Origin of the sequence: Salmonella sp. 32070601201500089SM (assembly GCF_017573605.1) — a bacterium.
Taxonomy (GTDB): domain Bacteria; phylum Pseudomonadota; class Gammaproteobacteria; order Enterobacterales; family Enterobacteriaceae; genus Salmonella; species Salmonella enterica.
In genome coordinates, this window is record NZ_JAGETK010000001.1 from 198420 (window position 1) to 224264 (window position 25845).

Sequence of the window (25845 nt, forward strand, 5' to 3'; positions counted from 1 at the left end):
GGTTCCCATGATTAACGATGACATTCTGGCACATGCCCGACAGTGTGCGCCTGCGGAATCGTGCGGTTATGTGGTCAGAACGGCACAGGGAGAGCGGTATTTTCCGTGTGAAAATCTGTCTGCTGAACCCACGATGTATTTTCGTATATCCCCGGAGGATTACCTGAATGCCCGGAACCGCGGCGACATCGTGGCGCTGGTACACAGCCATCCTGACGGTAAGCCCTGTCTCAGCAGTGCGGATCGTACCCTCCAGATACAAAGCGGGCTGGACTGGTGGCTGGTCTGTGATAACAGGATACATAAATTCCGCTGCGTGCCACACCTGACCGGGCGGCAGTTTGAGCATGGCGTGACGGACTGCTACACGCTGTTTCGTGATGCCTACCATCTGGCCCGGATTGATATGCCGGATTTCGATAGGGAAGATGACTGGTGGAGTCAGGGTAAAAGCCTCTATCTGGATCACCTGGAGGCGGCGGGATTTTACCGGGTGAATCCGGAGGATGCGCAGCCCGGCGACGTGCTGATTTGCTGTTTTGGTTCACCGACGCCCAATCATGCGGCGATTTACTGCGGCAACGGTGAACTGTTGCACCATATTCCGGAGCAGTTGAGTAAACGAGAGGGGTATAACGACAAATGGCAACGACGGACACACTCAATATGGCGGCACCGGCAATGGTGCGAATCTGCCTTTACGGGGATTTACAACGATTTGGAAAGCGCATCAGCCTCAGCATAAAGACAGCGGCGGAAGGCATACATGCGCTGGCGATACAACTCCCCGGATTCCGGCAGCGAATGAATGAGGGCTGGTATCAGGTCCGGATTGCCGGGAGCGATATGGCGCCGGATACCCTTACTGCCAGACTGAACGAATCGTTACCGCCGGGGGCAGTGGTTCATATTGTACCGCGTATGGCGGGAGCGAAAAACGGTATCTGGCAGGTGGTAGCCGGGGCAGCGCTGATTGGCGCGTCATTTATTCCCGGTCTGAATGCTGTAGCGGCGGCAGTATTGTTTTCCGCAGGAACCAGTATGGCGCTGGGTGGTGTGGCGCAGATGCTGACACCTGTACGGGAACGCCGGTACAGAACTGCACCATTCAGCTGAAGGCCAGCCGGACCAGTACGACGGTGGTCGTGAATACGGTGGCATCGGAAAATCCGGATGACGCCGGGCGCTACAGCATGGAGGTGGAGCAGGGGCAGTACACTGTCACGCTCCTGGTGGAAGGATATCCCCCGTCACATGCCGGAGTTATTACGGTCTACGATGATTCAAAGCCGGGCACCCTGAATGATTTTCTGGGGGCCATGACGGAAGACGACGTCCGCCCGGAGGCGCTGCGGCGTTTTGAGGCGATGGTGGAAGAAGTTGCCCGCCAGGCATCGGAGGCATCGCGGAATGCCACCGCCGCAGGGCAGGCATCTGAACAGGCGCAGACATCAGCAGGTCAGGCAGCGGAAAGCGCCACGGCAGCAGTGAATGCAGACGGAGCGGCAGAAGCATCAGCCACACAGGCAGCCTCATCCGCAGCATCTGCGGAGAGCAGCGCAGGTACGGCGACCACAAAAGCCGGGGAGGCATCAGCCAGCGCGGCGTCGGCTGACACAGCCAGAACGGCAGCAGCCGCATCGGCAGCCGCAGCGAAAACATCTGAAGCGAATGCAGATGCCTCCCGTACTGCCGCCGGCGATTCAGCTGCTGCCGCAGCCGCCAGCGCGACGGCGGCGCAAACATCAGCAGCGCGCGCCGGAGCATCCGAAACCGCCGCGAAGACGTCAGAAACGCAGGCGGCTTCCAGTGCCGGTGATGCAGGTGCGTCAGCCACTGCGGCGGCAGCGTCGGAAAAGGCGGCAGCCGCATCGGCAGCCGCAGCAAAAATATCTGAGACAAACGCAGCAACGTCAGCAAGTACAGCAGCGGCCAGCGCAACAGCCGCCTCGTCATCAGCATCGGAGGCATCCAATCACGCCGCCGCATCTGATACCAGCGCATCACTGGCGGCGCAAAGCAGTACTGCTGCCGGAGCAGCAGCCACCAGAGCAGAAGATGCCGCAAAACGGGCAGAAGACATCGCGGACGTGATTTCCCTGGAAGATGCCAGCCTGACGAAAAAAGGTATCGTTAAGTTAAGCAGCGCCACGGACAGTGACAGCGAAGCGCTGGCAGCCACGCCAAAGGCGGTCCATGCTGTCATGGACGAGGTACAGACCAAAGCGCCGCTGGACAGTCCGGTATTCACTGGAACGCCGACCACACCGACGCCGCCAGATGACGCTAAGGGACTTCAGACTGCAAACGCTGAGTTTGTTCGTAAACTGATTGCTGCACTGGTCGGTTCCGTACCTGAGTCGCTGGATACGCTGCAGGAACTGGCGGACGCGCTGGGTAACGATCCGAACTTTGCCACCACTGTACTGAATAAACTGGCGGGCAAGCAGCCGCTGGACGATACACTGACGGCGCTGTCAGGAAAAAGCATTGAAGGTCTTATCGAATACGTTGGTTTACGGGAAACGATAAATCACGCCGCCGATGCGTTACAAAAATCACAGAACGGCGGCGATATTCCGGACAAAAAACAATTTGCGAGAACTATCAGCGCGGTAACGTCGACTACCATTACACTTGGTGAATCGGGATGGTTCAAAATCGCCACGGTTTTCATGCCGCAGGCCACATCGACAGCAGTAATTAAGCTTTACGGAGGTTCGGGGTATAACGTTGGATCATTTGAGCAAGCGGCTATCAGTGAACTGGTTCTGCGTGCCGGTAATGGTTCGCCTGTTGGAATAACCGCCACATTATGGATGCGTTCACCTTCTTCTGCTAACGAGGTCGCATGGGTTAATACATCAGGCGACACCTACGATATTTATATTAATATCGGCCAGTATGCGTACTGGTTAATTGCGCAATATGATTACACCGGTAATGCAAATGTCACATTATATAGCGCTCCAGAATATTCAGAAACAAAGCCTGCCAACGCTACGAACGGTCAGACATATACGCTGTATAACAGCATGATGAAACCCACAGCCGGTGACGTTGAGGCACTGTCAGTTAATGGAGGACGGCTAAACGGTGCGTTAGGCATTGGTACTGATAATGTGCTGGGTGGAAGCTCAATTGTATTTGGCGATAACGATACCGGGTTTAAACAGAATGGCGACGGGATACTGGATACGTTTGCGAATAGCCAGCACACCGTTCGTGTCGCTCCCGGTGAAATGCAGGTTCTGGGGGCCATTCGCGCAGGCAATGCCAAACGAATGACCATGACTAGCTCAAATAACTCCGTGCTGAATGCTCAATTTAATTTGTGGGGTGACGGAAATCGACCAACGGTTATTGAGCTGGATGACGACCAGGGATGGCATTTATACAGCCAGCGTAATACCGATGGCAGTATTCAGTTTGTTGTTAATGGACAAGTTATTCCGGATAATTACGGTAATTTCGACGCCCGTTATTTAACATCAGGAAACGTATATACAAAAGGCGAATCAGATAATCGTTATGTCCAGAATATCCAGCGTGGCGCCCCAGTATGGCCGGGCAAAGTAGATGAATATGGACCTGCAGAAGCGCCTGCTGGTTGCTTTTTAACACAAGCCAGACATGACCCAACAACAGCATACGGTGTGACATTTGCGTATCGACCGTTGCAAATGTGGGTGGGTAATGGCTGGCGTACAATTAATGGATGATTAAGGAAACTATAATGGAATTAAAAAACGTAACCAGATACACTCCTGATGACCCGGATTATGATAACAACTTTCTGTATTTTCGTAGTGAAGATGGTCAGGATTTTTATGAGTCGCTGAGTAAATTCACGAAAAAATATAAGTTGTGTATTGACTCCGAAAATATAATCCGTTCCGTATCAGAAGATGTCTCTCGTCTTTATCCGGCTGGTTTTTCAGTTGTTGAGGTTAACAAGTTACCTGCAGGATTTAATATCTATGGCGACTGGAAATATTCGAACGGCGCTGTTGTCGCTGTTCCCGTTGATTATCATGCAAAAGCCGAAACCACACGTCAGAAGCTACTTACCGATGCTAACAGCACCATTGTCGACTGGCGAACCGAACTGGCGTTGGGGGATATCAGCGACGATGATAGGGCAAGCCTGACTAAATGGATGGTCTATATCAGGGCGCTGAAAATGCTGGATTTGAGCGATGTGAAAGATGAGGCCACCTTCACAGCAATCAGGTGGCCTGCATTACCACAGTAATAACTACTGGCTGGCTGGTTTCTCAGGAGGCATGGGCCAGTAAGTCAGTAATATGACGTTGTGAAAAAACAGGCTGGCGTTAATAAAATACACCAGCCTGAAGTAATATTCAGTTCAGGAGGAACTGATGAAGCATAATAACCAGATATACCATCAGTACTGATATGGTTGTTACAGCCTTCTGTAAAAATTAACAACCACAAATCTGACACCACTCCGGTGGTTTTTCTATATCTGGTGGCCAGTTGTCACACCAGGGGGGACGAATAAATGGGGCGGGTATTGGCGGCAGTCCACTGGAGGCGGATTTTGTATTATCTGGTGGGGGGTTTTGTATCACTAGCGGCCATCGCCGATGCCGAAAAGGCTGTAGCCGACAACACCAGAAGCAATGGGGAAAATATACGATGTCTCATAATATCACCCGTGAATATTCAGACTATCCTTACTGTTGACTTCCTTCATTTCCAGCATAGTTCATACTTCATTGTCATTGAATAAACAACTAAGTTTATTGAGCGAAAATTTACTTAAAGAAAAAATAATAAACATTAATATTTTTGCAATATTTCAACTCAGCCAGAATGAATGTGTGTAGATGACCTAAAAATGATGAACAGGAATATCGATAGCCAGTAAATCACTCCTGTGGTAATGCAGGCCACCTGATTGCTGTGAAGGTGGCCTCATCTGAAACACCTGTTAAGTCCAGCGATTTAAGAACATTGATATAATTCATCCACAGAATTAAAGCCGCTTTATTTTCATCACTGATAATCCCCAGCGTTAATTCTATGCGCCAGTCCTTAATGGCATTATCTGAATCGTTAAGTAATTTCTGCCGGGTGACTTCTGCCTGCCAAAATTGAACGCCGGGCGTTGATACCGGATGATCTGGTCATCGTGGAAAGCGACCCTGAAAAAATCGACACTTTAGCTGTAAAATGACAGCCCCGCCATCCGGTCATCATAACGGATTTTTCTTCTGCACCTTCTGAAGCCCGCCATGGCAGGACGACCATGAATCCGCCGATAACCTTATTGTAAAATTAAGACCAGGAAGAGATGATGTCTGTCGGACAGATACTATATGTAAATTTATAAAGGTTTTTTGTTATGCCCTTTCATATTGGAAGCGGATGTCTTCCCGCCATCATCAGTAACCGCCGCATTTATCGTATTGCCTGGTCTGATACCCCCCCTGAAATGAGTTCCTGGGAAAAAATGAAGGAATTTTTTTGCTCAACGCACCAGACTGAAGCGCTGGAGTGCATCTGGACGATTTGTCACCCGCCGGCTGGAACGACGCGGGAGGATGTGGTCAGCAGATTTGAACTGCTCAGGACGCTCGCGTATGACGGATGGGAGGAAAACATTCATTCCGGCCTGCACGGGGAAAACTACTTCTGTATTCTGGATGAAGACAGTCAGGAGATATTATCAGTCACCCTGGATGACGTCGGGAACTATACCGTAAATTGCCAGGGGTACAGTGAAACACATCACTTAACCATGGCAACAGAACCGGGAGTGGAACGCACAGATATAACTTACAACCTAACCAGTGATATTGATGCTGCGGCCTATCTGGAGGAATTGAAACAGAATCCAATTATAAATAATAAAATAATGAATCCGGTAGGGCAGTGTGAGTCATTAATGACTCCTGTAAGCAATTTTATGAATGAAAAAGGGTTCGATAATATTCGTTATCGAGGTATATTTATCTGGGATAAACCAACAGAGGAAATACCAATAAATCATTTTGCAGTGGTTGGAAATAAAGAAGGAAAAGACTATGTGTTTGATGTTTCAGCCCATCAGTTTGAAAATAGAGGTATGAGTAATCTGAATGGCCCATTAATTCTTTCAGCAGATGAATGGGTGTGTAAATATAGAATGGCAACAAGAAGTAAACTTATTTATTATACTGATTTTAGTAATTCAAGTATAGCAGCTAATGCCTATGATGCATTACCACGAGAATTAGAATCAGAATCTATGGCAGGGAAAGTTTTTGTTACATCACCGAGATGGTTTAATACCTTTAAAAAGCAAAAATATTCCTTAATAGGTAAAATGTAAGCGCACCGTGGAGGACGTCTGTCAGAACCCTGTCAATCCGGCGATGATAGTGTCCACTTAAATTTTGATGGACACTATCACAGATGACAGAGTCCACAGCCCGGCGCAAACACGGCTGTCGGTCAGGAAAGAGAAAAGCCAGTCGCTGTACGACTGGATACAGGCGCAGTTGAAAACGTTGTCGGTGCATGCGGAGATGGCGAAGGAGTTCGGTTACATGCTGAAGCAGTGTGATGCGTTGAGCGTGTCCTCTGCAGCGACGGTCGGGTGGAGATCGACAACAACATCTGTGAAAACGCCTTACGGTGCGTGGCGCTGGGCCGACGTAACTATCTGTTCTTCGGCTCAGACAGGAGCGGCGAGGCAGCGGCGATCATCTATAGCCTGCTGGGTACGTGCAAACTAAACGACGTGGAGTCCGAGGCATGGTTACGCGACGTGCTGTGGAAAATCAGCGACTGGTCATCGAACCGGGTGCACGAACTGCTGCCCTGGAACCTCGAAACCGTAAAATAATCCTTACGCTACGTCCTAAACGGGACGCTTACTGAGTTATGAGGGTGAGGTGGTTTTCTTGATGAGCATCTGAACGCCGGTTTGTGGGATAGGGCAGGTGGGACGGATTCGGGACAGTCATCCGTTTTTAACTATTGGCATGGATTGGTATCTTTTCGCATCATGGGACGTGTGAGCGCAGGTATGACGCGGTATGTTATTGACTTAGAATGTGGTTCCAGGAACTGGCGCATCCATACCCGAGCAGTTTCCGGTGTCAGTGCCAGCGGGCGACGATCGTGAATGTCTACCAGGCCTTTATCGGCTGCGGAGGTAACAATCAGAAATCCCTCTGCTTCATCACCGCGCTCAAACGGCGTACTGCCAATGGCAGCCATGAATATCGGCTTCCCGTCCTTTCTGTGAATGAAATACGGCTGTTTTTTGTCGCCTTCCTTCTTCCACTCGAACCATCTATCGGCAAAACAGATAGCCCGGCCATGCTGCCATAGTGGCTTAAACATTCTGCTGGAGGCCGCTGTCGCGACACGGGCGTTAATAAGTGGAGCTTTATCCCACCATCCGGGAGCGTAACCCCAAATCACCGGGTCGAGATGTAATTGCTCGTCGCGTTCGCTCAATAGCAGGACTTTAGTCCCGGGCGCCACGTTATACCGGCCTATAGGCTGAGGGTCATAAGCAATATTACGATCGGCTTCGTCGGCCAGATATGCCAGATATTCTTCACGGGTCTGTGCTTGTGCAAAGCGTCCACACATATGAAACCTCCAGTCGTCAGGCTGAAAGTATAGGGCAGGGGGAAAATGTGGCGCGCTCCGGTAATGATTTACAGGGAATTTATACAGTAATTCGAAATGAAAATTTGTGTATTGATGAATTCCGAAACTGAGCAGTGAGCAAACTGATGAATCAATCGCAAATTGCGTCGAATCTCGACGGCTTTATTCCCCAGTTTCACCCCATAGCTTCCCCGTAGGAAATTGAGCCATAAAAAAAACAGCCCTGACAGGCTGGTTTTTAAGGGGAATTTTGGTCGGCACGAGAGGATTTGAACCTCCGACCCCCGACACCCCATGTTGGCGGTAGCCTGAATAATTATCTTGGTAAAGGTTAACTATCATAAAATGGTACACCAGTCTTTCCAGGAGGAGGAGTGTAAAGGTTTTGGCTCATAAACACCGTCATAGTAAAGACCACAAATACTGCAATCTTCATTTTTATATTTATCATTGAATGCTAAGGTAAGCTTGTCATAGACATCAATATTTGATTGCCATTCAGGTGAGGTATTCATTGAATCATAAATTAATACTTTTTTCACTTCACTATCATAGCCTACAATGCACTCTGCATGTAGACATTCCGAGCCAAGTGAAGGCCTGATCAACATCAGTGGTCCATGGTTTTGTAATTCGTAAGAAATAAAACTCTCAAAGTCATCTTCTACAGTACTATTGAAAACTTCTGCCTGTAAAGCTTCTTTAATGTTTGTAAAAAGAGAGGATTCAGGTATTTTTTGCACATTCATTTCTTTTAATAAATTCTCACATTCTATTATATCAATACCCTCTAATATATTATTAAACGCTTGATTATCAGAAGTGATGTCCTCTAATGCACTATAATTATTGCCATCTCTGGATTTGATAACATTTAATGAGCAAACCCAGCAATTATTGTAGAGGGTGTTGCCTGTGGTATCAAACTGGCTTTGAAAGTTACGATGGTGAATAATCTGACCCTGAGGAGTTGCTGTATTACTTCTGTAAACGCTGCCTAAACTATTTTGAATGTGTCTTAACATAATATACTCGCCGAATAGTAATTTTGTTAATGTAATTATATACTACAGTGTGGATATTAATACAATTCTTTTGTTGTTAATTATTATTTATGAAATTAATTGAAAGTGAATAAGTTAGAGGTGTTTGTTGGCCTTAAAATTACATTTGTTGAGGGGGCTTATATGATATGTTTTTATTGTATTGTCGCATTTTTCTTAAGCTGAATCCGGATTTTGGGGAGGTGGCTAAATGTAAATGACGTGGTTTAAGATAAATCTATTTTTAATAAGCTATCTGTTCAAATTTTCGCGATCGCTTTTGTTGGTATCACTATTCAAGCAGTTTGCCTGCATCGGCTTCACCCTCACTTCGGCATCAGGGAAAATCTGGTGCACCTGCTTCGTCAGTTCGGCCAGAATGATCTCGCTGGCCCCTTCGAGTCCTTCAACATTACGCTTGTCATAAACCAGTTCTACGAACATACGTGTTTCGCTAATAACTGTTTGTATATACAGTATTTTTGCTTTGGCGGTTTTGTCTGTCAAGGCATGAACCACTTGTTTTTAAATTTTGGGGAACATACTGCGGGCGTGTTTGTTATCGATTTTCCCTGAAGGGCTGATGGGGTCTGGCGTTGACTAAAATTATGTGTGGGGCATGGATGGGGCAAAAGTGGTCTGTGAAGTTCGTTAAAGTTCGTTAATCAAGCTTCATCTCGATCTCGCTCATCCCTTGTTTAAAGCGCTCCTGGACGATCTTTATCGATTTTAAAAACTATGAGTACATATTATAAAAATGTAGCAAATAGGCCGTTTGTGCCTGAAAAGATGAACATTCTGCGTAGCGCGATTTGCGCAACAGGAATAGACTGGAGTCGACACTCTACACAAAGATGCGAAAGGTTTTTTATGACACAACAGCCACAAGCCAAATACCGCCATGACTATCGCGCGCCGGATTACCAGATTACTGATATTGACTTGACCTTTGACCTCGATGCCGAAAAAACCGTGGTCACCGCAATAAGCCAGGCTGTTCGTCATGGCGCGCCTGATGCGCCTCTTCGCCTTGATGGGGAAGATTTAACGCTGGTATCTATCCACGTCAACGATGCGCCGTGGACAGCATATAAGGAAGAAGAGGGCGCGCTTATCATCAGCGACCTGCCAGAGCGTTTTACGTTACGCATTGTCAACGAGATAAGTCCGGCGGCGAATACGGCGCTGGAAGGATTGTACCAGTCCGGCGATGCGCTCTGTACCCAGTGTGAAGCGGAGGGCTTCCGCCATATTACCTGGTATCTTGACCGCCCGGACGTACTGGCGCGATTTACCACCAAAATTATTGCCGATAAAAGCAAATATCCGTTCCTGCTTTCCAATGGCAACCGTGTTGCGCAGGGTGAACTGGAGAATGGCCGTCACTGGGTTCAGTGGCAAGATCCGTTCCCGAAACCGTGTTATCTGTTTGCGCTGGTGGCCGGTGATTTTGACGTGCTGCGCGATACCTTTACCACCCGCTCCGGGCGTGAAGTCGCATTAGAACTGTACGTTGACCGTGGCAATCTGGATCGCGCGCCGTGGGCAATGACCTCGCTGAAAAATTCCATGAAATGGGATGAAACGCGTTTTGGGCTCGAATATGACCTCGACATCTATATGATTGTCGCGGTGGATTTCTTTAATATGGGCGCGATGGAGAATAAAGGTCTCAATATCTTTAACTCCAAATACGTGCTGGCGCGAACCGATACCGCGACGGATAAAGATTATCTCGATATTGAGCGCGTGATAGGTCATGAGTATTTCCACAACTGGACCGGCAACCGCGTCACCTGCCGCGACTGGTTCCAGTTGAGCCTGAAAGAGGGGCTAACCGTGTTCCGCGATCAGGAGTTTAGCTCTGATTTGGGGTCACGCGCGGTGAACCGCATCAGTAACGTGCGTACCATGCGCGGTTTACAATTCGCGGAAGACGCCAGCCCGATGGCGCATCCTATCCGCCCGGATAAAGTAATCGAAATGAATAACTTCTACACCCTCACCGTTTATGAAAAGGGTGCGGAAGTCATTCGCATGATCCACACGTTGCTGGGTGAGGAAAATTTCCAGAAGGGGATGCTGCTTTATTTTGAGCGCCATGACGGCAGCGCCGCGACGTGTGATGACTTCGTACAGGCGATGGAAGATGCTTCTAATGTCGATTTGTCCCATTTCCGCCGCTGGTACAGTCAGTCCGGCACGCCGATTGTAACGGTAAAAGATGATTATAATCCGGAAACCGAGCAGTACACGTTGACCATCAGCCAGCGTACTCCGGCGACGGCGGATCAGGCGGAGAAGCTGCCGCTGCATATTCCATTCGCCATTGAACTGTACGATAACGAAGGCAACGTCATTCCGTTGCAAAAAGGCGGTCACCCAGTCAACGCCGTGCTGAACGTCACGCAGGCGGAGCAGACATTTACCTTTGATAATGTCTATTTCCAGCCTGTTCCGGCCTTGCTGTGCGAGTTTTCAGCGCCGGTGAAACTGGAATATAAATGGAGCGATCAGCAGTTGACGTTCCTGATGCGCCATGCGCGCAATGATTTCTCCCGTTGGGATGCGGCGCAAAGCCTGCTGGCCACATACATTAAACTGAATGTGGCGCGTCATCAGCAGGGGCAACCGCTATCGCTTCCGGTGCATGTCGCTGATGCGTTCCGTGCAGTACTGTTGGATGAGAAAATCGATCCGGCGTTGGCCGCAGAAATTTTAACGCTGCCTTCGGCCAATGAAATTGCGGAGCTGTTTGAGGTCATTGACCCGATCGCCATTGCGCAAGTTCGTGAAGCGCTAACGCGTACGCTGGCGGCAGAACTGGCGGATGAGTTCTTAGCTATCTATAACGCCAATCATCTGGATGAGTATCGTGTTGATCACGGCGATATCGGTAAGCGCACGCTGCGCAATGCTTGCCTGCGCTTCCTGGCGTTCGGCGAGACGGAGCTGGCTAATACGCTGGTCAGCAAACAGTATCGCGACGCCAATAATATGACCGATGCGCTGGCGGCCCTGTCTGCTGCGGTGGCGGCGCAGTTGCCGTGCCGCGATATGCTGATGAAGGAGTATGACGATAAGTGGCATCAGGACGGCCTGGTGATGGATAAATGGTTTATCCTGCAATCCACAAGCCCGGCGGAAAATGTACTGGAAACCGTACGCGGCCTGCTCAAACACCGTTCTTTCAGTATGAGCAACCCGAACCGCATCCGTTCATTAATTGGCGCGTTTGCTGGCAGCAACCCGGCGGCGTTCCATGCGCAAGACGGTAGCGGATACCAGTTCCTGGTCGAAATGCTGACCGATCTGAATAGCCGTAACCCGCAGGTAGCATCTCGCCTCATTGAACCGCTGATTCGTCTGAAACGTTATGATGATAAGCGTCAGGAGAAAATGCGCGCGGCGCTGGAGCAGTTAAAAGGGCTGGAGAATCTTTCCGGCGATCTGTACGAGAAGATAACTAAAGCGTTAGCCTGACAGTATCCGTTATAAAGAGGTAAGACATGCCCGGTAAGCGTTAGCGCTGCCGGGTATTTTTTTGCCGGACGATGACGCTCGCTGGCGAAACGTGAAGTGAGAATGAAGGAAAACGATTGCTATTTATTGCCGTAGGTCAATTCCCTTTTGCCTTGTTATCGCCCATAATACGCCCCCGGTTTGCACACCGGGAATCCAGGAGAGTTCATGTACTATCCCTTCGTTCGTAAAGCCCTTTTCCAGCTCGATCCAGAGCGCGCTCATGAATTTACATTTCAACAATTACGCCGCATTACAGGTACGCCGCTGGAAGCGCTGGTGCGCCAGAAAGTACCGACAAAGCCGGTTACCTGCATGGGACTTACCTTTAAAAATCCACTGGGGTTGGCTGCCGGTCTGGATAAAGACGGGGAGTGCATCGACGCGTTAGGCGCGATGGGGTTTGGCTCCCTGGAAATCGGCACCGTGACGCCGCGCCCACAGCCGGGTAACGATAAGCCGCGTCTTTTTCGTCTGGTGGATGCTGAAGGTCTGATCAATCGGATGGGCTTTAATAATCTGGGCGTCGATAACCTGGTCGAGAATGTTAAAAAAGCCCATTTTGATGGTATTCTGGGAATTAACATCGGTAAAAATAAAGATACGCCTGTCGAAAATGGCAAAGATGACTACCTGATTTGTATGGAAAAAGTCTATGCTTATGCGGGTTATATCGCCATTAATATTTCTTCGCCGAATACGCCAGGGCTACGTACGCTCCAGTATGGCGATGCGCTGGACGATCTGTTAACTGCCATTAAAAATAAGCAAAACGATCTTCAGGCGATCCACCATAAATATGTGCCGGTGGCAGTAAAGATCGCGCCGGATCTTTGTGAAGAAGAATTGATCCAAGTTGCCGATAGCCTGCTTCGTCATAATATTGATGGGGTGATTGCGACAAATACCACCCTCGATCGTTCTCTGGTACAAGGAATGAAAAATTGCCAGCAAACGGGGGGATTAAGTGGCCGGCCATTACAATTAAAAAGCACAGAAATTATTCGCCGTTTATCCCAGGAGTTAAAAGGACAATTGCCTATTATCGGCGTCGGCGGCATTGACTCAGTTATCGCCGCGCGCGAGAAGATAGCGGCAGGAGCTACGCTGGTACAAATTTATTCCGGCTTTATTTTTAAAGGCCCGCCATTGATTAAAGAAATCGTAACGCACATCTAAACTTTACCCTTTATCAGACAACCAGGGCTTTATTTCCGGCGCTGGTTGTTTTATATTTCTCCACTGTTGCTTATTTAGACATTTTAGGCTTTTATTATTGGGGTAATAAACGAAGCGGCAAAAGGACAATGCTGTTACGAGTTGCTTAAAAGCGGGAGAGAGGTAATGCGAATTAAACCTGACGATAACTGGCGCTGGTATTATGATGAAGAGCACGATCGTATGATGCTCGATCTCGCCAATGGTATGCTTTTTCGCTCGCGCTTCTCTCGTAAAATGCTTACGCCGGACGCGTTTTGCCCGACCGGTTTTTGTGTGGATGACGCTGCGCTCTATTTTTCCTTTGAAGAAAAATGCCGGGATTTCGAATTAACCAAAGAGCAACGCGCGGAGCTGGTGTTGAATGCGCTGGTGGCGATTCGCTATCTCAAACCGCAGATGCCAAAAAGCTGGCATTTTGTGGCGCATGGCGAAATGTGGACCCCAGGAACGGGCGATGCCGCAAGCGTCTGGTTAAGCGATACGGCGGAACAGGTTAATTTGCTGGTCGTTGAGCCGGGAGAAAATGCCGCGTTGTGTCTGCTGGCCCAGCCGGGCGTGGTGATAGCAGGCCGAACCATGCAGCTTGGCGATGCGATTAAAATTATGAACGACAGGCTGAAACCGCAGGTTCACTGTCACAGTTTCAGCCTTGAACAAGCGGTTTAATTCTCCAGTCGTAACGCGGTCTTAGGCACGCAGCTACAGCTCAGAATCGTACCATCGTCACCCATAGCCGATTTTTTCAGCGGACTTACTTCGCCTTCCAGCAAACGTATCCGGCAGCAACCACAGATACCAGCCCGGCAAGAATACGGAATACGAATTCCCTGATTCTCCAACTGTTCCAGTAGCACCTGTTGATTATTCCCGCAGAAGGTTTGCCCCTGCCAGTCGATGGTTACACTCCCGTCCGGATGTTTCTCTGGCGTAACGCTGTCGTCGAGCGTTGTGGCGCCATAAGCTTTTGCCGGCGCTGTCGCCAGTATCTCCACCTCATCGCCGACGCGAATGACGCCGCTATTGCGGGCAATCAAATTCTGACCGAAATCCACATCGCCATTGTCCTGGGCGGTACGAAAAGCTTGCAGTGTCGCCAGCGGTTCGCCGGAAGGATGTTTTTGCCCCTTTTCAGGGCTGACGGTCGTAAAAATACAGCGGCTACAGGGCTTCACGACGTCAAAAATCACATCGCCAATGCGAAGCACTTTCCAGCTATCTTCCTCCCAGGCCGCTACGCCGGAAACCACTAAGTTTGGGCGAAATTGTTCCATTTGTACGCCTGCCGGACAACGCTGTTGCAGATCGCGCAGCGAGGCTTCGTTGGTCAATAAATACGGGTAGCCATCGGCAAATCCCAGCGGCACCGCGTTATGTCGTTTGACCCGGCGTGTCAACTGCGGCCCAACCCAGCGCAACTGGACATCGCGGGAGAAAAAGCCGCTCAACCATTGATTAATCGCCGTCGGGGCGACGCGAGCGGTAAAATGGTTTCCCCAGACCTCGGTCGGCGCATCCTGCGGGGTGAAATCCGTAAAGCGAACCAGCGCGCTACTGCCGTCTGGCGCGGTCAAATGGAGGCCGTCGTGTAAGGGAGAGGGGGTAAAACGTACCATTTGTGGAAACTGGCGGGCGGTAATAAATGTGCCGTCAGGCTCGGTCACCATGAAGATGCGATCAAAAGCCAGGCCGCTGATATCTGCCAGCGCATGAGTCAGGCCAATGCCGCGCATGGATTTGACCGGATGAATAAAGAGCCGTGATAACGTCGCCACCGTACAGTCCCTCAAATGAAAATAAGCCTTCAACTTTATGACATGGGCGTGAGATTAGCTATAATGCGCAACAATTTTCTTAGCGTAAAAGTGACAATATGAATTCTCTGTTTGCCAGTACGGCCCGCGGGCTGGAAGAGCTGTTAAAAACTGAACTGGAAAAACTGGGCGCCGTAGGGTGTCAGGTTGTTCAGGGTGGGGTCCATTTTCAGGGCGACACGCGGCTTATTTACCAGAGCCTGATGTGGAGCCGCCTGGCCTCGCGTATTATCCTGCCGATGGGTGAGTGCAAGGTCTACAGCGATCTCGATCTTTACCTCGGCGTTCAGGCGATAAACTGGACAGAGATTTTTAATCCTGGCGCGACGTTTGCGGTGCATTTCAGCGGCCTGAACGACACCATCCGTAATAGTCAGTATGGCGCGATGAAAGTTAAAGACGCGATTGTCGATGCGTTTACGCGGAAAAATCTTCCGCGTCCAAATGTGGACCGCGAATCGCCGGACCTCCGTATTAACGTCTGGCTGAATAAAGAAACTGCCAGCATTGCGCTGGATCTCAGTGGTGATGGCCTGCACCTGCGCGGTTATCGCGATCGCACCGGGCTGGCGCCAATTAAAGAGACGCTGGCGGCAGCGATTGTTATGCGTTCCGGCTGGCAACCAGGTACGCCGCTGCTCGACCCTATGTGTGGTTCGGGGACACTGTTGATTGAGGCCGCGATGTGGGCGACCGATCGCGCGCCGGGACTGCACCGTGGTCACTGGGGATTTAGCGGCTGGGCGCAGCATGACGAAACTATCTGGCAGGAAGTGAAAGCCGAAGCGCAGACCCGGGCGCGTAAGGGACTGGCGGAGTATTCCTCTCATTTCTACGGTTCCGACAGCGATGCGCGCGTCATTGAGCGGGCGCGCAGCAACGCCCGTCGCGCCGGTATCGGCGAGCTTATCACCTTTGAAGTGAAAGATGTGGCGCAACTGAGTAATCCATTGCCGAAAGGCCCGTATGGTACGGTGATCAGTAACCCGCCTTACGGCGAACGTCTGGACAGCGAACCGGCGCTGATTGCGTTGCACAGCCTGCTGGGCCGTACCATGAAAAATCAGTTTGGCGGCTGGAACCTGTCGCTGTTCAGCGCTTCGCCCGATTTGCTGGGCAGCCTGCAATTACGTGCCGACAAACAGTTTAAAGCCAAGAATGGCCCGCTGGACTGCGTGCAGAAAAACTATCATATTGCGGAAACCACGGCGGACAGTAAGCCGGCGACGGTGGCGGAAGATTACGCTAATCGCCTGCGTAAAAATCTTAAAAAGCTGGAGAAATGGGCGCGACAGGAAGGGATTGAATGCTATCGCTTGTATGATGCCGACCTGCCGGAATATAACGTGGCGGTAGACCGTTACGGCGACTGGGCGGTGATTCAGGAATATGCGCCGCCGAAAACGGTGGATGCGCAAAAAGCGCGGCAACGTCTGTTCGATATTATTGCGGCAACCTTGTCAGTGCTCGGTATTCCGCCGAATAAACTGGTGTTAAAAACCCGCGAACGGCAAAAAGGAAAAAACCAGTATCAGAAAATGAGCGAGAAGGGCGAGTTCCTTGAGGTCAGCGAATATAATGCGCGCTTATGGGTAAATCTGACGGATTATCTCGACACCGGTCTGTTCCTCGATCACCGTATTGCCCGCAGAATGCTGGGAGAAATGAGCAAAGGCAAAGATTTCCTGAATCTCTTTTCTTATACCGGCAGCGCCAGCGTACATGCGGGTCTGGGCGGCGCGCGCAGCACCACAACGGTGGATATGTCCCGCACCTATCTGGAGTGGGCCGAACGTAATTTGCGTCTGAACGGACTGAGCGGCCGCGCGCATCGCCTGATTCAGGCCGACTGCCTGGGCTGGCTGCGCGAGGCGAATGAACAGTTCGATTTGATCTTTATCGATCCGCCGACGTTCTCTAACTCAAAACGTATGGAAGAGTCGTTTGATGTTCAGCGCGATCATGTCGCGTTAATGAAAGATTTAAAACGTCTGCTGCGTAAAGGCGGCACCATCATGTTCTCAAATAATAAGCGCGGATTCCGTATGGATCTGGAAGGGCTGGCTGAGCTGGGGCTTACTGCACAAGAAATTACGCAAAAAACGCTCTCCCCGGATTTTGCCCGTAACCGTCAGATTCATAACTGCTGGCTGATCCGCGCCGCGTGAAAGGAAAAGTAAATGTCATTAATCAGTATGCATGGCGCATGGCTGTCGTTCAGCGACGCGCCGCTTCTCGATAACGCAGAGTTGCATATCGAAGATAACGAACGCGTCTGTCTGGTGGGGCGTAACGGCGCCGGGAAATCCACCTTGATGAAGATCCTCAACCGCGAACAGGGTCTGGACGATGGGCGTATTATTTATGAGCAGGATCTGATCGTCGCGCGTCTGCAACAGGACCCGCCCCGTAATATTGCGGGTAGCGTCTATGACTTTGTCGCCGAAGGTATCGAAGAACAAGCGGAATACCTCAAGCGCTATCATGAGATTTCCCGTCTGGTGATGACCGATCCCAGCGAGAAAAACCTCAATGAAATGGCGCGCGTACAGGAACAGCTCGATCATCATAATCTGTGGCAGCTGGAAAACCGTATTAATGAAGTGCTGGCGCAGCTTGGACTCGATCCTAACGCCGCGCTGTCGTCGCTCTCCGGCGGCTGGTTGCGTAAAGCCGCGCTGGGTCGGGCGCTGGTCAGCAATCCGCGCGTATTGTTACTGGATGAACCGACTAACCATCTGGATATCGAAACTATCGACTGGCTGGAAGGGTTTCTGAAAACCTTTAACGGAACGATTATTTTTATCTCTCACGATCGTTCGTTTATTCGCAATATGGCGACCCGCATTGTCGATCTCGATCGTGGCAAACTGGTTACTTATCCGGGAAATTACGATCAATACCTGCTGGAGAAAGAAGAAGCGCTGCGCGTAGAAGAATTACAAAACGCGGAATTTGATCGCAAACTGGCGCAGGAAGAAGTCTGGATTCGCCAGGGTATCAAGGCGCGCCGCACCCGTAATGAAGGGCGCGTGCGGGCGTTAAAAGCGATGCGTCGTGAACGCAGCGAGCGCCGGGAAGTGATGGGCACGGCGAAGATGCAGGTCGAAGAGGCGACGCGCTCCGGTAAAATCGTTTTTGAGATGGAGAATGTCGATTACCAGGTAGAAGGAAAACAACTGGTAAAAGATTTCTCCGCTCAGGTACAGCGCGGCGACAAGATTGCGTTAATTGGCCCGAACGGCTGCGGTAAAACCACGCTACTGAAACTGATGCTGGGACAGCTTCAGGCTGACAGCGGGCGCATCCACGTAGGAACGAAGCTGGAAGTCGCCTACTTCGATCAGCATCGCGCCGAACTGGATCCGGAAAAAACCGTGATGGATAACCTGGCGGAAGGCAAGCAAGAGGTGATGGTAAACGGTAAGCCGCGCCATGTACTGGGCTATTTGCAGGACTTCCTGTTTCACCCCAAACGGGCGATGACACCCGTCCGCGCGCTTTCCGGCGGCGAACGTAACCGTCTGTTGCTGGCGCGACTGTTCCTCAAGCCGAGCAATCTTTTAATTCTCGATGAACCAACGAACGATCTTGACGTCGAAACGCTGGAACTATTAGAAGAATTAATTGATGGCTATCAGGGCACGGTACTACTGGTCAGCCACGATCGGCAATTTGTCGATAATACCGTGACGGAATGCTGGATTTTCGAGGGCGGCGGCAAAATCGGACGTTATATTGGCGGCTACCATGATGCGCGTGCGCAGCAAGAGCAGCATCTGGCGACGAAACAGCCGATGGCGAAAAAAAATGAGGAAGTTATTGCCCCTAAAGCAGAAATTGTAAAACGTGGCAGTAGCAAACTAAGCTATAAACTGCAGCGCGAGCTGGAGCAGTTACCCGGTCAGCTTGAAGACCTGGAAGCGAAGCTGGAAGCGCTACAGGCGCAGGTTGCGGATGCGGCCTTTTTTAGCCAACCCCATGAGCAAACGCAGAAAGTTCTGGCCGATTTAAGTCAGGCGGAGCAAGAACTTGAGCAAGCCTTCGAACGTTGGGAGTATCTTGAAGGCCTGAAAAACGGGGCATAACGAAAGGAGCGCCTATGTGTGAACATCACCATGCTGCGAAGCACATATTGTGCCCGCAATGTGACATGCTGGTGGCTTTACCCCGCCTCTCGCATGGGCAAAAAGCAGCATGTCCACGATGCGGCGCAACGTTAACGACCGAGTGGGACGCGCCCCGGCAGCGTCCTACCGCCTATGCGTTAGCGGCACTATTTATGTTGCTGCTTTCTAACCTTTTTCCCTTCGTGAATATGAATGTCGCGGGCGTCACCAGCGAAGTCACGCTTCTGGAAATCCCCGGCGTCATGTTTTCTGAAGATTACGCCAGCCTCGGCACGTTCTTTTTATTATTTGTCCAACTGGTGCCGGCATTTTGCCTGGTGACTATTCTATTACTTGTCAACCGCGCCAGTCTGCCGTTGTCGGTAAAAAAAACGCTGGCAAGGATCTTTTTCCTCCTCAAATCGTGGGGAATGGCGGAAATATTTCTCGCCGGGGTGTTGGTCAGTTTTGTTAAGCTGATGGCCTACGGCGATATCGGCATCGGCAGCAGCTTTATTCCCTGGTGCTTATTTTGTCTCGTTCAACTGCGGGCGTTCCAGTGTGTCGATCGCCGCTGGCTGTGGGATGATATCGCCCCGCAGCCTGCACTGGCGCAGCCGTTAACGCCGGGGATTACCGGTATCCGGCAGTCTTTGCGTTCTTGCGCCTGCTGTACGGCGATCCTGCCTGCGGAGAGTCTCGTCTGTCCGCGTTGCCATACGAAAGGCTATGTCCGGCGTAAAAACAGTTTGCAGTGGACGCTGGCGTTATTATTTACCTCGATCATGCTTTATCTGCCCGCCAATATTTTGCCGATTATGATTACCGACTTACTGGGCTCGAAAATGCCGTCGACCATTCTGGCTGGCGTGATTTTGCTGTGGAGCGAGGGGTCTTATCCGGTGGCGGCGGTTATCTTTCTCGCCAGTATTATGGTGCCGACGCTAAAAATGATCGCCATTGCTTGGCTTTGTTGGGATGCGAAAGGCCACGGTAAGCGCGACAGTGAACGGATGCATTTTATTTATGAAGTAGTGGAGTTTGTGGGGCGCTGGTCAATGATTGATGCCTTTGTCATTGCCGTACTCTCTGCGCTGGTGCGTATGGGAGGGTTAATGAATATTTATCCTGCGATGGGTGCGTTGATGTTTGCTTTAGTCGTCATAATGACAATGTTTTCTGCGATGACCTTTGATCCGCGTCTGTCGTGGGATCGTGAATACGAACCAGGCCATGAGGAGTCCTGATAGCATGGAACCTAAAAAAGGGGAAGCCAAAGTACAAAAGGTGAAAAATTGGTCGCCTGTCTGGATATTCCCGATTGTTACTGCGCTTATTGGAGCCTGGATTCTGTTTTATCACTACAGCCACCAGGGACCGGAAGTTACCTTAATTACCACCAATGCGGAAGGCATTGAAGGCGGAAAAACGACGATCAAAAGTCGCAGCGTGGATGTCGGCGTGGTTGAAAGCGCGACGCTGACTGACGATCTGACCCATGTACAAATCAAGGCGCGGCTTCATTCCGGTATGGAAAAGTTGCTGCATAAAGACTCGGTATTTTGGGTCGTAAAACCGCAGGTAGGGCGTGAAGGCATCAGCGGGCTTGGGACGTTGTTATCAGGCGCGTATATTGAACTACAACCAGGAAGTAAGGGCAGTCAGCCGGAAAGCTATCAGCTTCTTGACTCACCGCCGTTGGCGCCGCCCGATGCCAAAGGTATTCGTGTGATTCTGGACAGCAAAAAGGCCGGTCAGCTCAGTCCTGGCGATCCCGTTCTGTTCCGGGGCTATCGGGTAGGATCCGTTGAAACCAGCTCTTTCGATCCGCAAAAACGGACAATGAGTTATCAGTTATTCATTAAGGCGCCAAACGATCGATTGGTCACCAGTAATGTCCGATTCTGGAAAGATAGCGGTATCGCTGTGGATCTGACATCGGCGGGAATGCGCGTGGAAATGGGATCGTTGACGACGTTGTTTGGCGGCGGCGTGAGTTTTGATGTGCCGGAAGGACTTGAGCAGGGGCAACCCGTCGCCGAAAAAACGGCGTTTAATCTCTACGACGATCAAAAAAGTATTCAGGATTCGCTGTATACCGATCATATCGATTACCTGATGTTCTTTAAAGATTCGGTGCGCGGATTACAACCCGGCGCGCCGCTGGAGTTCCGCGGTATTCGTCTGGGGACGGTAAGCAAAGTGCCTTTCTTTGCGTCTAAAATGCGCCAGGTATTTAACGACGATTACCGTATTCCTGTGCTGGTGCGCATTGAACCGGAGCGTCTGAAAGCGCAATTGGGAGAAAATGCGGATGTTGGCGCGCATTTGACGGAACTGCTTAAGCGCGGTTTACGCGCTTCGCTTAAAACCGGTAACCTGGTGACCGGGGCGCTGTATGTCGATCTGGACTTTTATCCTAAGGAGCCGCCGATTACCGGGCTACGCGAATTTGATGGTTATGAAATTATTCCCACCGTCAGCAGCGGCCTGGCGCAAATTCAACAGCGACTGGTGGAAACGTTGGATAAGATCAACAACCTGCCGCTGAATCCGATGATTGAACAAGCGACCAATACGCTGTCTGAAAGCCAGCGTACTATGCGTCGGCTGCAAACCACGCTGGATAATATGAACAAGATTACCTCCAGTCAGTCGATGCAGCAGCTTCCGGCGGATATGCAAACGACGTTACGCGAACTTAACCGCAGTATGCAGGGCTTCCAGCCTGGATCGGCGGCGTATAACAAAATGGTGGCGGATATGCAGCGTCTCGATCAGGTGCTTCGTGAGTTACAACCGGTGTTGAAAACTCTGAACGAGAAGAGCAACGCGCTGGTATTTGAAGCGAAGGATAAAAAAGATCCTGAGCCTAAGAGGGCGAAACAATGAAAAAATGGCTAGTCGTGATAATGGCGTTCTGGCTGGCGTCATGTAGCTCCGGCGGAGAGAATAAAAGCTATTATCAGCTCCCGATAGCGCAAAGCGGTGTGCAAAGCACCGCAAGCCAGGGCAACCGTCTCTTATGGGTAGAGCAGGTTTCCGTACCTGACTATCTGGCAGGTAACGGCGTGGTGTATCAAACCAGTGATGTTCAGTATGTGATTGCCAATAACAATCTGTGGGCCAGCCCGCTGGACCAGCAATTACGTAACACGCTGGTGGCGAATCTTAGCGCCCGGCTTCCTGGCTGGGTCGTCGCTTCCCAGCCGTTGGGAACCACCCAGGATACGTTAAACGTTACCGTAACCGGATTCCATGGACGCTACGATGGTAAGGTTATCGTCAGCGGGGAGTGGTTATTAAACCACAATGGACAGCTGATTAAGCGGCCTTTCCATATCGAAGCCAGTCAGCAGAAAGATGGCTATGATGAGATGGTCAAAGTACTGGCAAGCGCATGGAGTCAGGAAGCAGCCGCTATCGCAGATGAGATAAAGCGCCTTCCCTGAGATAAAAGTAATGTAAATTTAACCGCTTCAGGTCGTGCGCCTGAGGCGGTTTTTTTATTTTTGACGCCGGAAAAATAGTTGTTATGGCTCACATTTTTTGTACAAATGATTTACCGTATAGCTCACAAATATGACATTGGTGTGAATTTTGCGCATTGACGGGCGATCCATTTAGAGGTATTCGTGTAGTGTGATTGCACATTTTGTAATCACTGTTTTCTTTTCCACCAGATACAAATATGAGGGAAACGAGGCATGAAGAGACAAAAACGAGATCGCCTGGAACGGGCACATCAACGTGGATATCAGGCCGGCATCGCCGGACGATCAAAAGAAATGTGTCCCTATCAGACGCTGAATCAACGGTCATACTGGTTGGGAGGTTGGCGACAAGCCATGGAGGACAGGGCGGTAATGGCCTGATTCTGTCTCTTTAGAAAAAGAAACCTCCGCAGTGCGGAGGTTTCGCCTTTATGGGCTTTGCAAGCATGATACCGATAGCGCGGAATATCAATTCAACACTTAGAACGCGGAAGTATCCTGGAACAAACCGACTTTCAAATCGTGTGCGGTATAGATCAGACGACCATCCACCAGAACCTCACCGTCCGCCAGGCCCATGATCAGGCGACGGTTTACGATACGTTTGAAATGAATACGATAGGTGACTTTCCTGGCTGTCGGCAGAACCTGGCCGGTAAATTTCACTTCGCCCACGCCCAGAGCGCGGCCTTTGCCTTCGCCGCCCAACCAGCCCAGGTAGAATCCCACCAATTGCCACATAGCATCCAGACCCAGACAACCGGGCATCACCGGATCGCCGATAAAGTGGCATCCGAAGAACCATAGATCCGGATTGATATCCAGCTCGGCTTCGACATAGCCTTTGTCGAAATTGCCGCCCGTTTCGGTCATCTTAACGACGCGGTCCATCATCAGCATGTTCGGTGCAGGGAGTTGCGGCCCTTTAGCGCCAAACAGTTCACCACGACCAGAGGCAAGAAGGTCTTCTTTTGTATAGGATTCGCGTTTATCTACCATGTTTTATGTAAACCTTATTTTATTGAAGCACGCAGGATAGCTAACACGTGTACGCTGAACAAGTCCGATCAGTTCGGAATAAAAGCGTTCAGCCAACGTAATGGCCACGGGAAACGATGACGGCCTTCCTGTTGCGTCGCCTGCGCGATACGCTCCTGGATAGTCTGCATCAACGTCGTTTGACCTTCGCCATCCCACACCAGATTTAACAGTAGCGGTAAGGCGTCGGTCACGTCGTCTACCGCCCAGATAGTGAACTTCTCTTCTTTAACCGCTTGCAGCAGTTCAGATTTAAGACTGAGATGGCGGACATTGGCGGCAGGGATAATCACGCCCTGTTTACCGTTTAATTCCCGCTGCTCGCAGATGGCGAAGAAACCTTCAATTTTTTCGTTTAGCCCGCCCACCGGTTGCGCGCGACCAAACTGATCGACCGAGCCGGTAATCGCAATATTTTGATTCACTGGCACATTGGCCAGCGCGCTGATGAGCGCACATAATTCCGCCATTGAGGCGCTATCGCCATCCACTTCGCTGTAGGACTGCTCAAAGGTTAACGAGGCAGAGAAGGGAATTTGTTGCTCCAGCTGCAACTCCGACATCAGGAAGGCCTGCATAATCATCATTCCCTTAGCGTGGATATTCCCGCCAAGTTCGGCCTTGCGCTCAATATCGTTAAATTCGCCATCGCCGATATGCACAACACAGCTAATTCGCGACGGTTCGCCAAAGGCGCGCGGATGCCCGGGAAATTCAATGACGGAAAGCGCATTGATTTGTCCAACGCGTTCGCCTTCGGTTTCAATCAGGATCTGCTCTTGCAGAATCTCATCCTGCATCCGTTCCGCCAGAAAGCCTTCTCGCCATTCGCGTCGGGCAAGCATCAGGCTGAGCGCTTCTGCGCCGCAGGTATCGCCTTCGCATAAAGGCGATGCCTCCTTAAACTGGCGGGCTATCCACAGTGGGCAAAGAGGCAGCGTATCCTGTTCGCCGGTATAGCGCACAGCCTCGCGTATCAGAACGGGCCAGGCATCCGGTGCCGGGGGCGGCAAATTATCGCGTAAAGCGATACGCGTCACCCATTGACACCACAGGGTCATAGCTTCTGCGTCCGCTATCTGTAAATTGTCTTCAAATTCACTGTAGATAGCCTGTTCCGCGAGCTCCGGTTCCATCTCCTGAAAATCAGCCAGTGATTCACGTTCGCCAACCAGAATCACCTTCAGTTTGAGCGGCATTGATGGCACGGAGACCGGTAATGGACGCGACTCGTCAAAGGCCACCCAGTCAAAACGCTCGCGGCTAACGATGGCTTTCAGACGCATCCACAGTAACGGCTGCGCCAGAAGGGTTCGTAAGGAAATAATCAGCACGCCGCCGTTCGCCTGATGAACCAGTCCCGGCTGCAGGGTAATGTCGCCGTTATACTGCCGCAGGCAACCAAAGAGCTGCTCGGCTTCGACCCAGTCCGCGCTGACGACTTGTGTGACGGTGGCAAAGTTGTCTTGCGCATTCTGCGCGGCGCGGTAATGAACAGTATGCCCGGAAACGTCATAATGTCCGCCGGTTAATTGTCCGGCATCGGTTTGCAGAGCGCGGACGGCATCTGAAAGTAAAGTGAGATACTCTTGCTCTTCAGGCGCTTTAGTCAGCATAAAAGAGGATGATGCCCACGGCTGTATAAGTTGCTCAAGCGCAAATTGCAGTCGTGGCTGAGTATCACTGAGTAAGGTGTCGTTTTCGTCAGTCGCGTGTGGCTGTGCAAATATCTCCTGATAGCTTTCGCTATCCGGAACCAGATCACGCCATGCAAGTTTCGTAATGGTCAAAGTTGAGGTTTTTTAGTCTGTTGTAAAAGGGGGGATTATAGCCTAACCCGTCACGCTGCACACGCGGAAAGCGAATGCAAAGTAATATGAAGACGTGTAACCATTCACAGGTTCGAGATTCTTTTCTTCAGATGGCTAAAAAACTGATATTCTGATAACAGTTACACGGTAACGTTGGGATC

The 25845-nt window shown here is 50.6% G+C and carries 20 protein-coding genes and 5 pseudogenes; 16 read left to right on the forward strand and 9 right to left on the reverse strand.

Annotated elements, in window-relative coordinates; genetic code table 11:
• Positions 1–7: 7 nt before the first annotated feature.
• The 4 genes and pseudogenes from J4728_RS00885 (at position 8) to J4728_RS00900 (ending at position 4255) form a co-directional block, all read left to right on the forward strand.
• The gene (locus J4728_RS00885; protein WP_000606353.1) at positions 8–745 is read left to right on the forward strand and encodes a C40 family peptidase; all 738 of its coding nucleotides are present in this window, start codon (positions 8–10) and stop codon (positions 743–745) included.
• A pseudogene (locus J4728_RS00890) lies at positions 643–1080 on the forward strand (tail assembly protein); the annotation flags it as partial. The gene J4728_RS00885 and the pseudogene J4728_RS00890, both read left to right, overlap by 103 nt.
• Complete coding sequence (locus J4728_RS00895) at positions 1020–3722, forward strand: prophage tail fiber N-terminal domain-containing protein (RefSeq protein ID WP_208211183.1); 2703 nt, start codon at positions 1020–1022, stop codon at positions 3720–3722. The pseudogene J4728_RS00890 and the gene J4728_RS00895, both read left to right, overlap by 61 nt.
• Positions 3723–3736: 14 nt before the next feature.
• The gene (locus J4728_RS00900; protein WP_000421115.1) at positions 3737–4255 is read left to right on the forward strand and encodes a tail fiber assembly protein; all 519 of its coding nucleotides are present in this window, start codon (positions 3737–3739) and stop codon (positions 4253–4255) included.
• Between the two features lie 314 nt (positions 4256–4569).
• Here J4728_RS00900 and J4728_RS24245 read toward each other — a convergent pair whose 3' ends face one another.
• A complete protein-coding gene (locus tag J4728_RS24245) occupies positions 4570–4671 on the reverse strand; it encodes a PagK family vesicle-borne virulence factor (protein WP_223230078.1) in 102 nt (33 codons plus the stop codon).
• A 35-nt stretch (positions 4672–4706) separates the two neighbouring features.
• Between J4728_RS24245 and J4728_RS23770 the strand changes: the two are divergent.
• Positions 4707–4817 (forward strand): annotated as a pseudogene (locus J4728_RS23770) (hypothetical protein); the annotation flags it as partial.
• A gap of 78 nt (positions 4818–4895) precedes the next feature.
• Here the strand turns inward: J4728_RS23770 and J4728_RS00910 are convergent.
• A pseudogene (locus tag J4728_RS00910) lies at positions 4896–5114 on the reverse strand (tail fiber assembly protein); the annotation flags it as partial.
• A gap of 257 nt (positions 5115–5371) precedes the next feature.
• Between J4728_RS00910 and sseI the strand changes: the two are divergent.
• Positions 5372–6340, forward strand: a complete 969-nt coding sequence (gene sseI / locus J4728_RS00920; protein ID WP_208210924.1) for an SPI-2 type III secretion system effector SseI — start codon at positions 5372–5374, stop codon at positions 6338–6340.
• Positions 6341–6437: 97 nt separating this feature from the next.
• Positions 6438–6856: pseudogene (locus J4728_RS00925) on the forward strand (transposase); the annotation flags it as partial.
• 131 nt (positions 6857–6987) lie between these two features.
• Here the strand turns inward: J4728_RS00925 and J4728_RS00930 are convergent.
• The 4 genes and pseudogenes from J4728_RS00930 to J4728_RS00945 all read right to left on the reverse strand — a co-directional run bounded on the left by J4728_RS00930 (position 6988) and on the right by J4728_RS00945 (position 9122).
• The gene (locus J4728_RS00930) at positions 6988–7614 is read right to left on the reverse strand and encodes an SOS response-associated peptidase (RefSeq protein ID WP_000334547.1); all 627 of its coding nucleotides are present in this window, start codon (positions 7612–7614) and stop codon (positions 6988–6990) included.
• A gap of 68 nt (positions 7615–7682) precedes the next feature.
• Positions 7683–7989, reverse strand: a pseudogene (locus tag J4728_RS00935) (hypothetical protein).
• Positions 7974–8660, reverse strand: a complete 687-nt coding sequence (gene gtgE / locus J4728_RS00940) for a virulence effector protease GtgE (RefSeq protein ID WP_001525490.1) — start codon at positions 8658–8660, stop codon at positions 7974–7976. The pseudogene J4728_RS00935 and the gene gtgE overlap by 16 nt, the downstream one beginning before the upstream one ends.
• Before the next feature lie 270 nt (positions 8661–8930).
• Positions 8931–9122: a DinI-like family protein gene (locus tag J4728_RS00945; RefSeq protein WP_000497441.1), complete on the reverse strand. Its 192-nt coding sequence runs from the start codon at positions 9120–9122 to the stop codon at positions 8931–8933.
• Between the two features lie 426 nt (positions 9123–9548).
• On the opposite strand from J4728_RS00945, the gene pepN reads away from it, so the two are divergent.
• From pepN to zapC, 3 genes are all read left to right on the forward strand, one after another.
• Complete coding sequence (gene pepN, locus J4728_RS00950) at positions 9549–12161, forward strand: aminopeptidase N (RefSeq protein ID WP_208210927.1); 2613 nt, start codon at positions 9549–9551, stop codon at positions 12159–12161.
• A gap of 207 nt (positions 12162–12368) precedes the next feature.
• Positions 12369–13379, forward strand: coding sequence for a quinone-dependent dihydroorotate dehydrogenase (gene pyrD / locus J4728_RS00955; protein ID WP_000291723.1), 1011 nt, complete (start codon positions 12369–12371; stop codon positions 13377–13379).
• Positions 13380–13544: 165 nt separating this feature from the next.
• Complete coding sequence (gene zapC / locus J4728_RS00960) at positions 13545–14087, forward strand: cell division protein ZapC (RefSeq protein WP_001220671.1); 543 nt, start codon at positions 13545–13547, stop codon at positions 14085–14087.
• On the opposite strand, the gene J4728_RS00965 is transcribed toward zapC, so the two are convergent.
• Positions 14084–15193: a YcbX family protein gene (locus tag J4728_RS00965; RefSeq protein WP_000224072.1), complete on the reverse strand. Its 1110-nt coding sequence runs from the start codon at positions 15191–15193 to the stop codon at positions 14084–14086. The genes zapC and J4728_RS00965 overlap by 4 nt on opposite strands.
• Before the next feature lie 98 nt (positions 15194–15291).
• Here J4728_RS00965 and rlmKL point away from each other — a divergent pair, with 98 nt between their 5' ends.
• The 6 genes from rlmKL (at position 15292) to rmf (ending at position 23216) form a co-directional block, all read left to right on the forward strand.
• A complete protein-coding gene (gene rlmKL, locus J4728_RS00970) occupies positions 15292–17400 on the forward strand; it encodes a bifunctional 23S rRNA (guanine(2069)-N(7))-methyltransferase RlmK/23S rRNA (guanine(2445)-N(2))-methyltransferase RlmL (RefSeq protein ID WP_001086485.1) in 2109 nt (702 codons plus the stop codon).
• Positions 17401–17412: 12 nt separating this feature from the next.
• Positions 17413–19320 carry an ABC transporter ATP-binding protein gene (locus J4728_RS00975; protein ID WP_000053044.1) on the forward strand — a complete coding sequence of 636 codons (1908 nt, stop codon included), beginning with the start codon at positions 17413–17415 and terminating at the stop codon, positions 19318–19320.
• Positions 19321–19334: 14 nt separating this feature from the next.
• Positions 19335–20588: a membrane integrity-associated transporter subunit PqiA gene (gene pqiA / locus J4728_RS00980; RefSeq protein ID WP_208210930.1), complete on the forward strand. Its 1254-nt coding sequence runs from the start codon at positions 19335–19337 to the stop codon at positions 20586–20588.
• 4 nt (positions 20589–20592) lie between these two features.
• On the forward strand, positions 20593–22233 hold the full coding sequence (gene pqiB / locus J4728_RS00985) for an intermembrane transport protein PqiB (protein ID WP_000433414.1): 1641 nt from the start codon (positions 20593–20595) through the stop codon (positions 22231–22233).
• Positions 22230–22793: a membrane integrity-associated transporter subunit PqiC gene (gene pqiC, locus J4728_RS00990; protein ID WP_000759136.1), complete on the forward strand. Its 564-nt coding sequence runs from the start codon at positions 22230–22232 to the stop codon at positions 22791–22793. The genes pqiB and pqiC overlap by 4 nt, the downstream gene beginning before the upstream one ends.
• Before the next feature lie 255 nt (positions 22794–23048).
• A complete protein-coding gene (rmf, locus tag J4728_RS00995) occupies positions 23049–23216 on the forward strand; it encodes a ribosome modulation factor (RefSeq protein ID WP_001537784.1) in 168 nt (55 codons plus the stop codon).
• A gap of 99 nt (positions 23217–23315) precedes the next feature.
• Here the strand turns inward: rmf and fabA are convergent, their stop codons facing one another.
• The gene (gene fabA / locus J4728_RS01000) at positions 23316–23834 is read right to left on the reverse strand and encodes a bifunctional 3-hydroxydecanoyl-ACP dehydratase/trans-2-decenoyl-ACP isomerase (protein WP_000227928.1); all 519 of its coding nucleotides are present in this window, start codon (positions 23832–23834) and stop codon (positions 23316–23318) included.
• Between the two features lie 68 nt (positions 23835–23902).
• Complete coding sequence (locus J4728_RS01005) at positions 23903–25663, reverse strand: Lon protease family protein (protein ID WP_000156454.1); 1761 nt, start codon at positions 25661–25663, stop codon at positions 23903–23905.
• Positions 25664–25845: the final 182 nt, after the last annotated feature.

Bases quoted from the DNA above. Each gene is read 5' to 3' on its own strand.
- J4728_RS00885 (WP_000606353.1), top strand. From the start codon at position 8: ATGATTAACGATGACATTCTGGCACATGCCCGACAGTGTGCGCCTGCG.
- J4728_RS00900 (WP_000421115.1), top strand. From the start codon at position 3,737: ATGGAATTAAAAAACGTAACCAGATACACTCCTGATGACCCGGATTAT.
- J4728_RS24245 (WP_223230078.1), bottom strand. From the start codon at position 4,671: ATGAGACATCGTATATTTTCCCCATTGCTTCTGGTGTTGTCGGCTACA.
- sseI (WP_208210924.1), top strand. From the start codon at position 5,372: ATGCCCTTTCATATTGGAAGCGGATGTCTTCCCGCCATCATCAGTAAC.
- J4728_RS00930 (WP_000334547.1), bottom strand. From the start codon at position 7,614: ATGTGTGGACGCTTTGCACAAGCACAGACCCGTGAAGAATATCTGGCA.
- gtgE (WP_001525490.1), bottom strand. From the start codon at position 8,660: ATGTTAAGACACATTCAAAATAGTTTAGGCAGCGTTTACAGAAGTAAT.
- J4728_RS00945 (WP_000497441.1), bottom strand. From the start codon at position 9,122: ATGTTCGTAGAACTGGTTTATGACAAGCGTAATGTTGAAGGACTCGAA.
- pepN (WP_208210927.1), top strand. From the start codon at position 9,549: ATGACACAACAGCCACAAGCCAAATACCGCCATGACTATCGCGCGCCG.
- pyrD (WP_000291723.1), top strand. From the start codon at position 12,369: ATGTACTATCCCTTCGTTCGTAAAGCCCTTTTCCAGCTCGATCCAGAG.
- zapC (WP_001220671.1), top strand. From the start codon at position 13,545: ATGCGAATTAAACCTGACGATAACTGGCGCTGGTATTATGATGAAGAG.
- rlmKL (WP_001086485.1), top strand. From the start codon at position 15,292: ATGAATTCTCTGTTTGCCAGTACGGCCCGCGGGCTGGAAGAGCTGTTA.
- J4728_RS00975 (WP_000053044.1), top strand. From the start codon at position 17,413: ATGTCATTAATCAGTATGCATGGCGCATGGCTGTCGTTCAGCGACGCG.
- pqiA (WP_208210930.1), top strand. From the start codon at position 19,335: ATGTGTGAACATCACCATGCTGCGAAGCACATATTGTGCCCGCAATGT.
- pqiB (WP_000433414.1), top strand. From the start codon at position 20,593: ATGGAACCTAAAAAAGGGGAAGCCAAAGTACAAAAGGTGAAAAATTGG.
- pqiC (WP_000759136.1), top strand. From the start codon at position 22,230: ATGAAAAAATGGCTAGTCGTGATAATGGCGTTCTGGCTGGCGTCATGT.
- rmf (WP_001537784.1), top strand. From the start codon at position 23,049: ATGAAGAGACAAAAACGAGATCGCCTGGAACGGGCACATCAACGTGGA.
- fabA (WP_000227928.1), bottom strand. From the start codon at position 23,834: ATGGTAGATAAACGCGAATCCTATACAAAAGAAGACCTTCTTGCCTCT.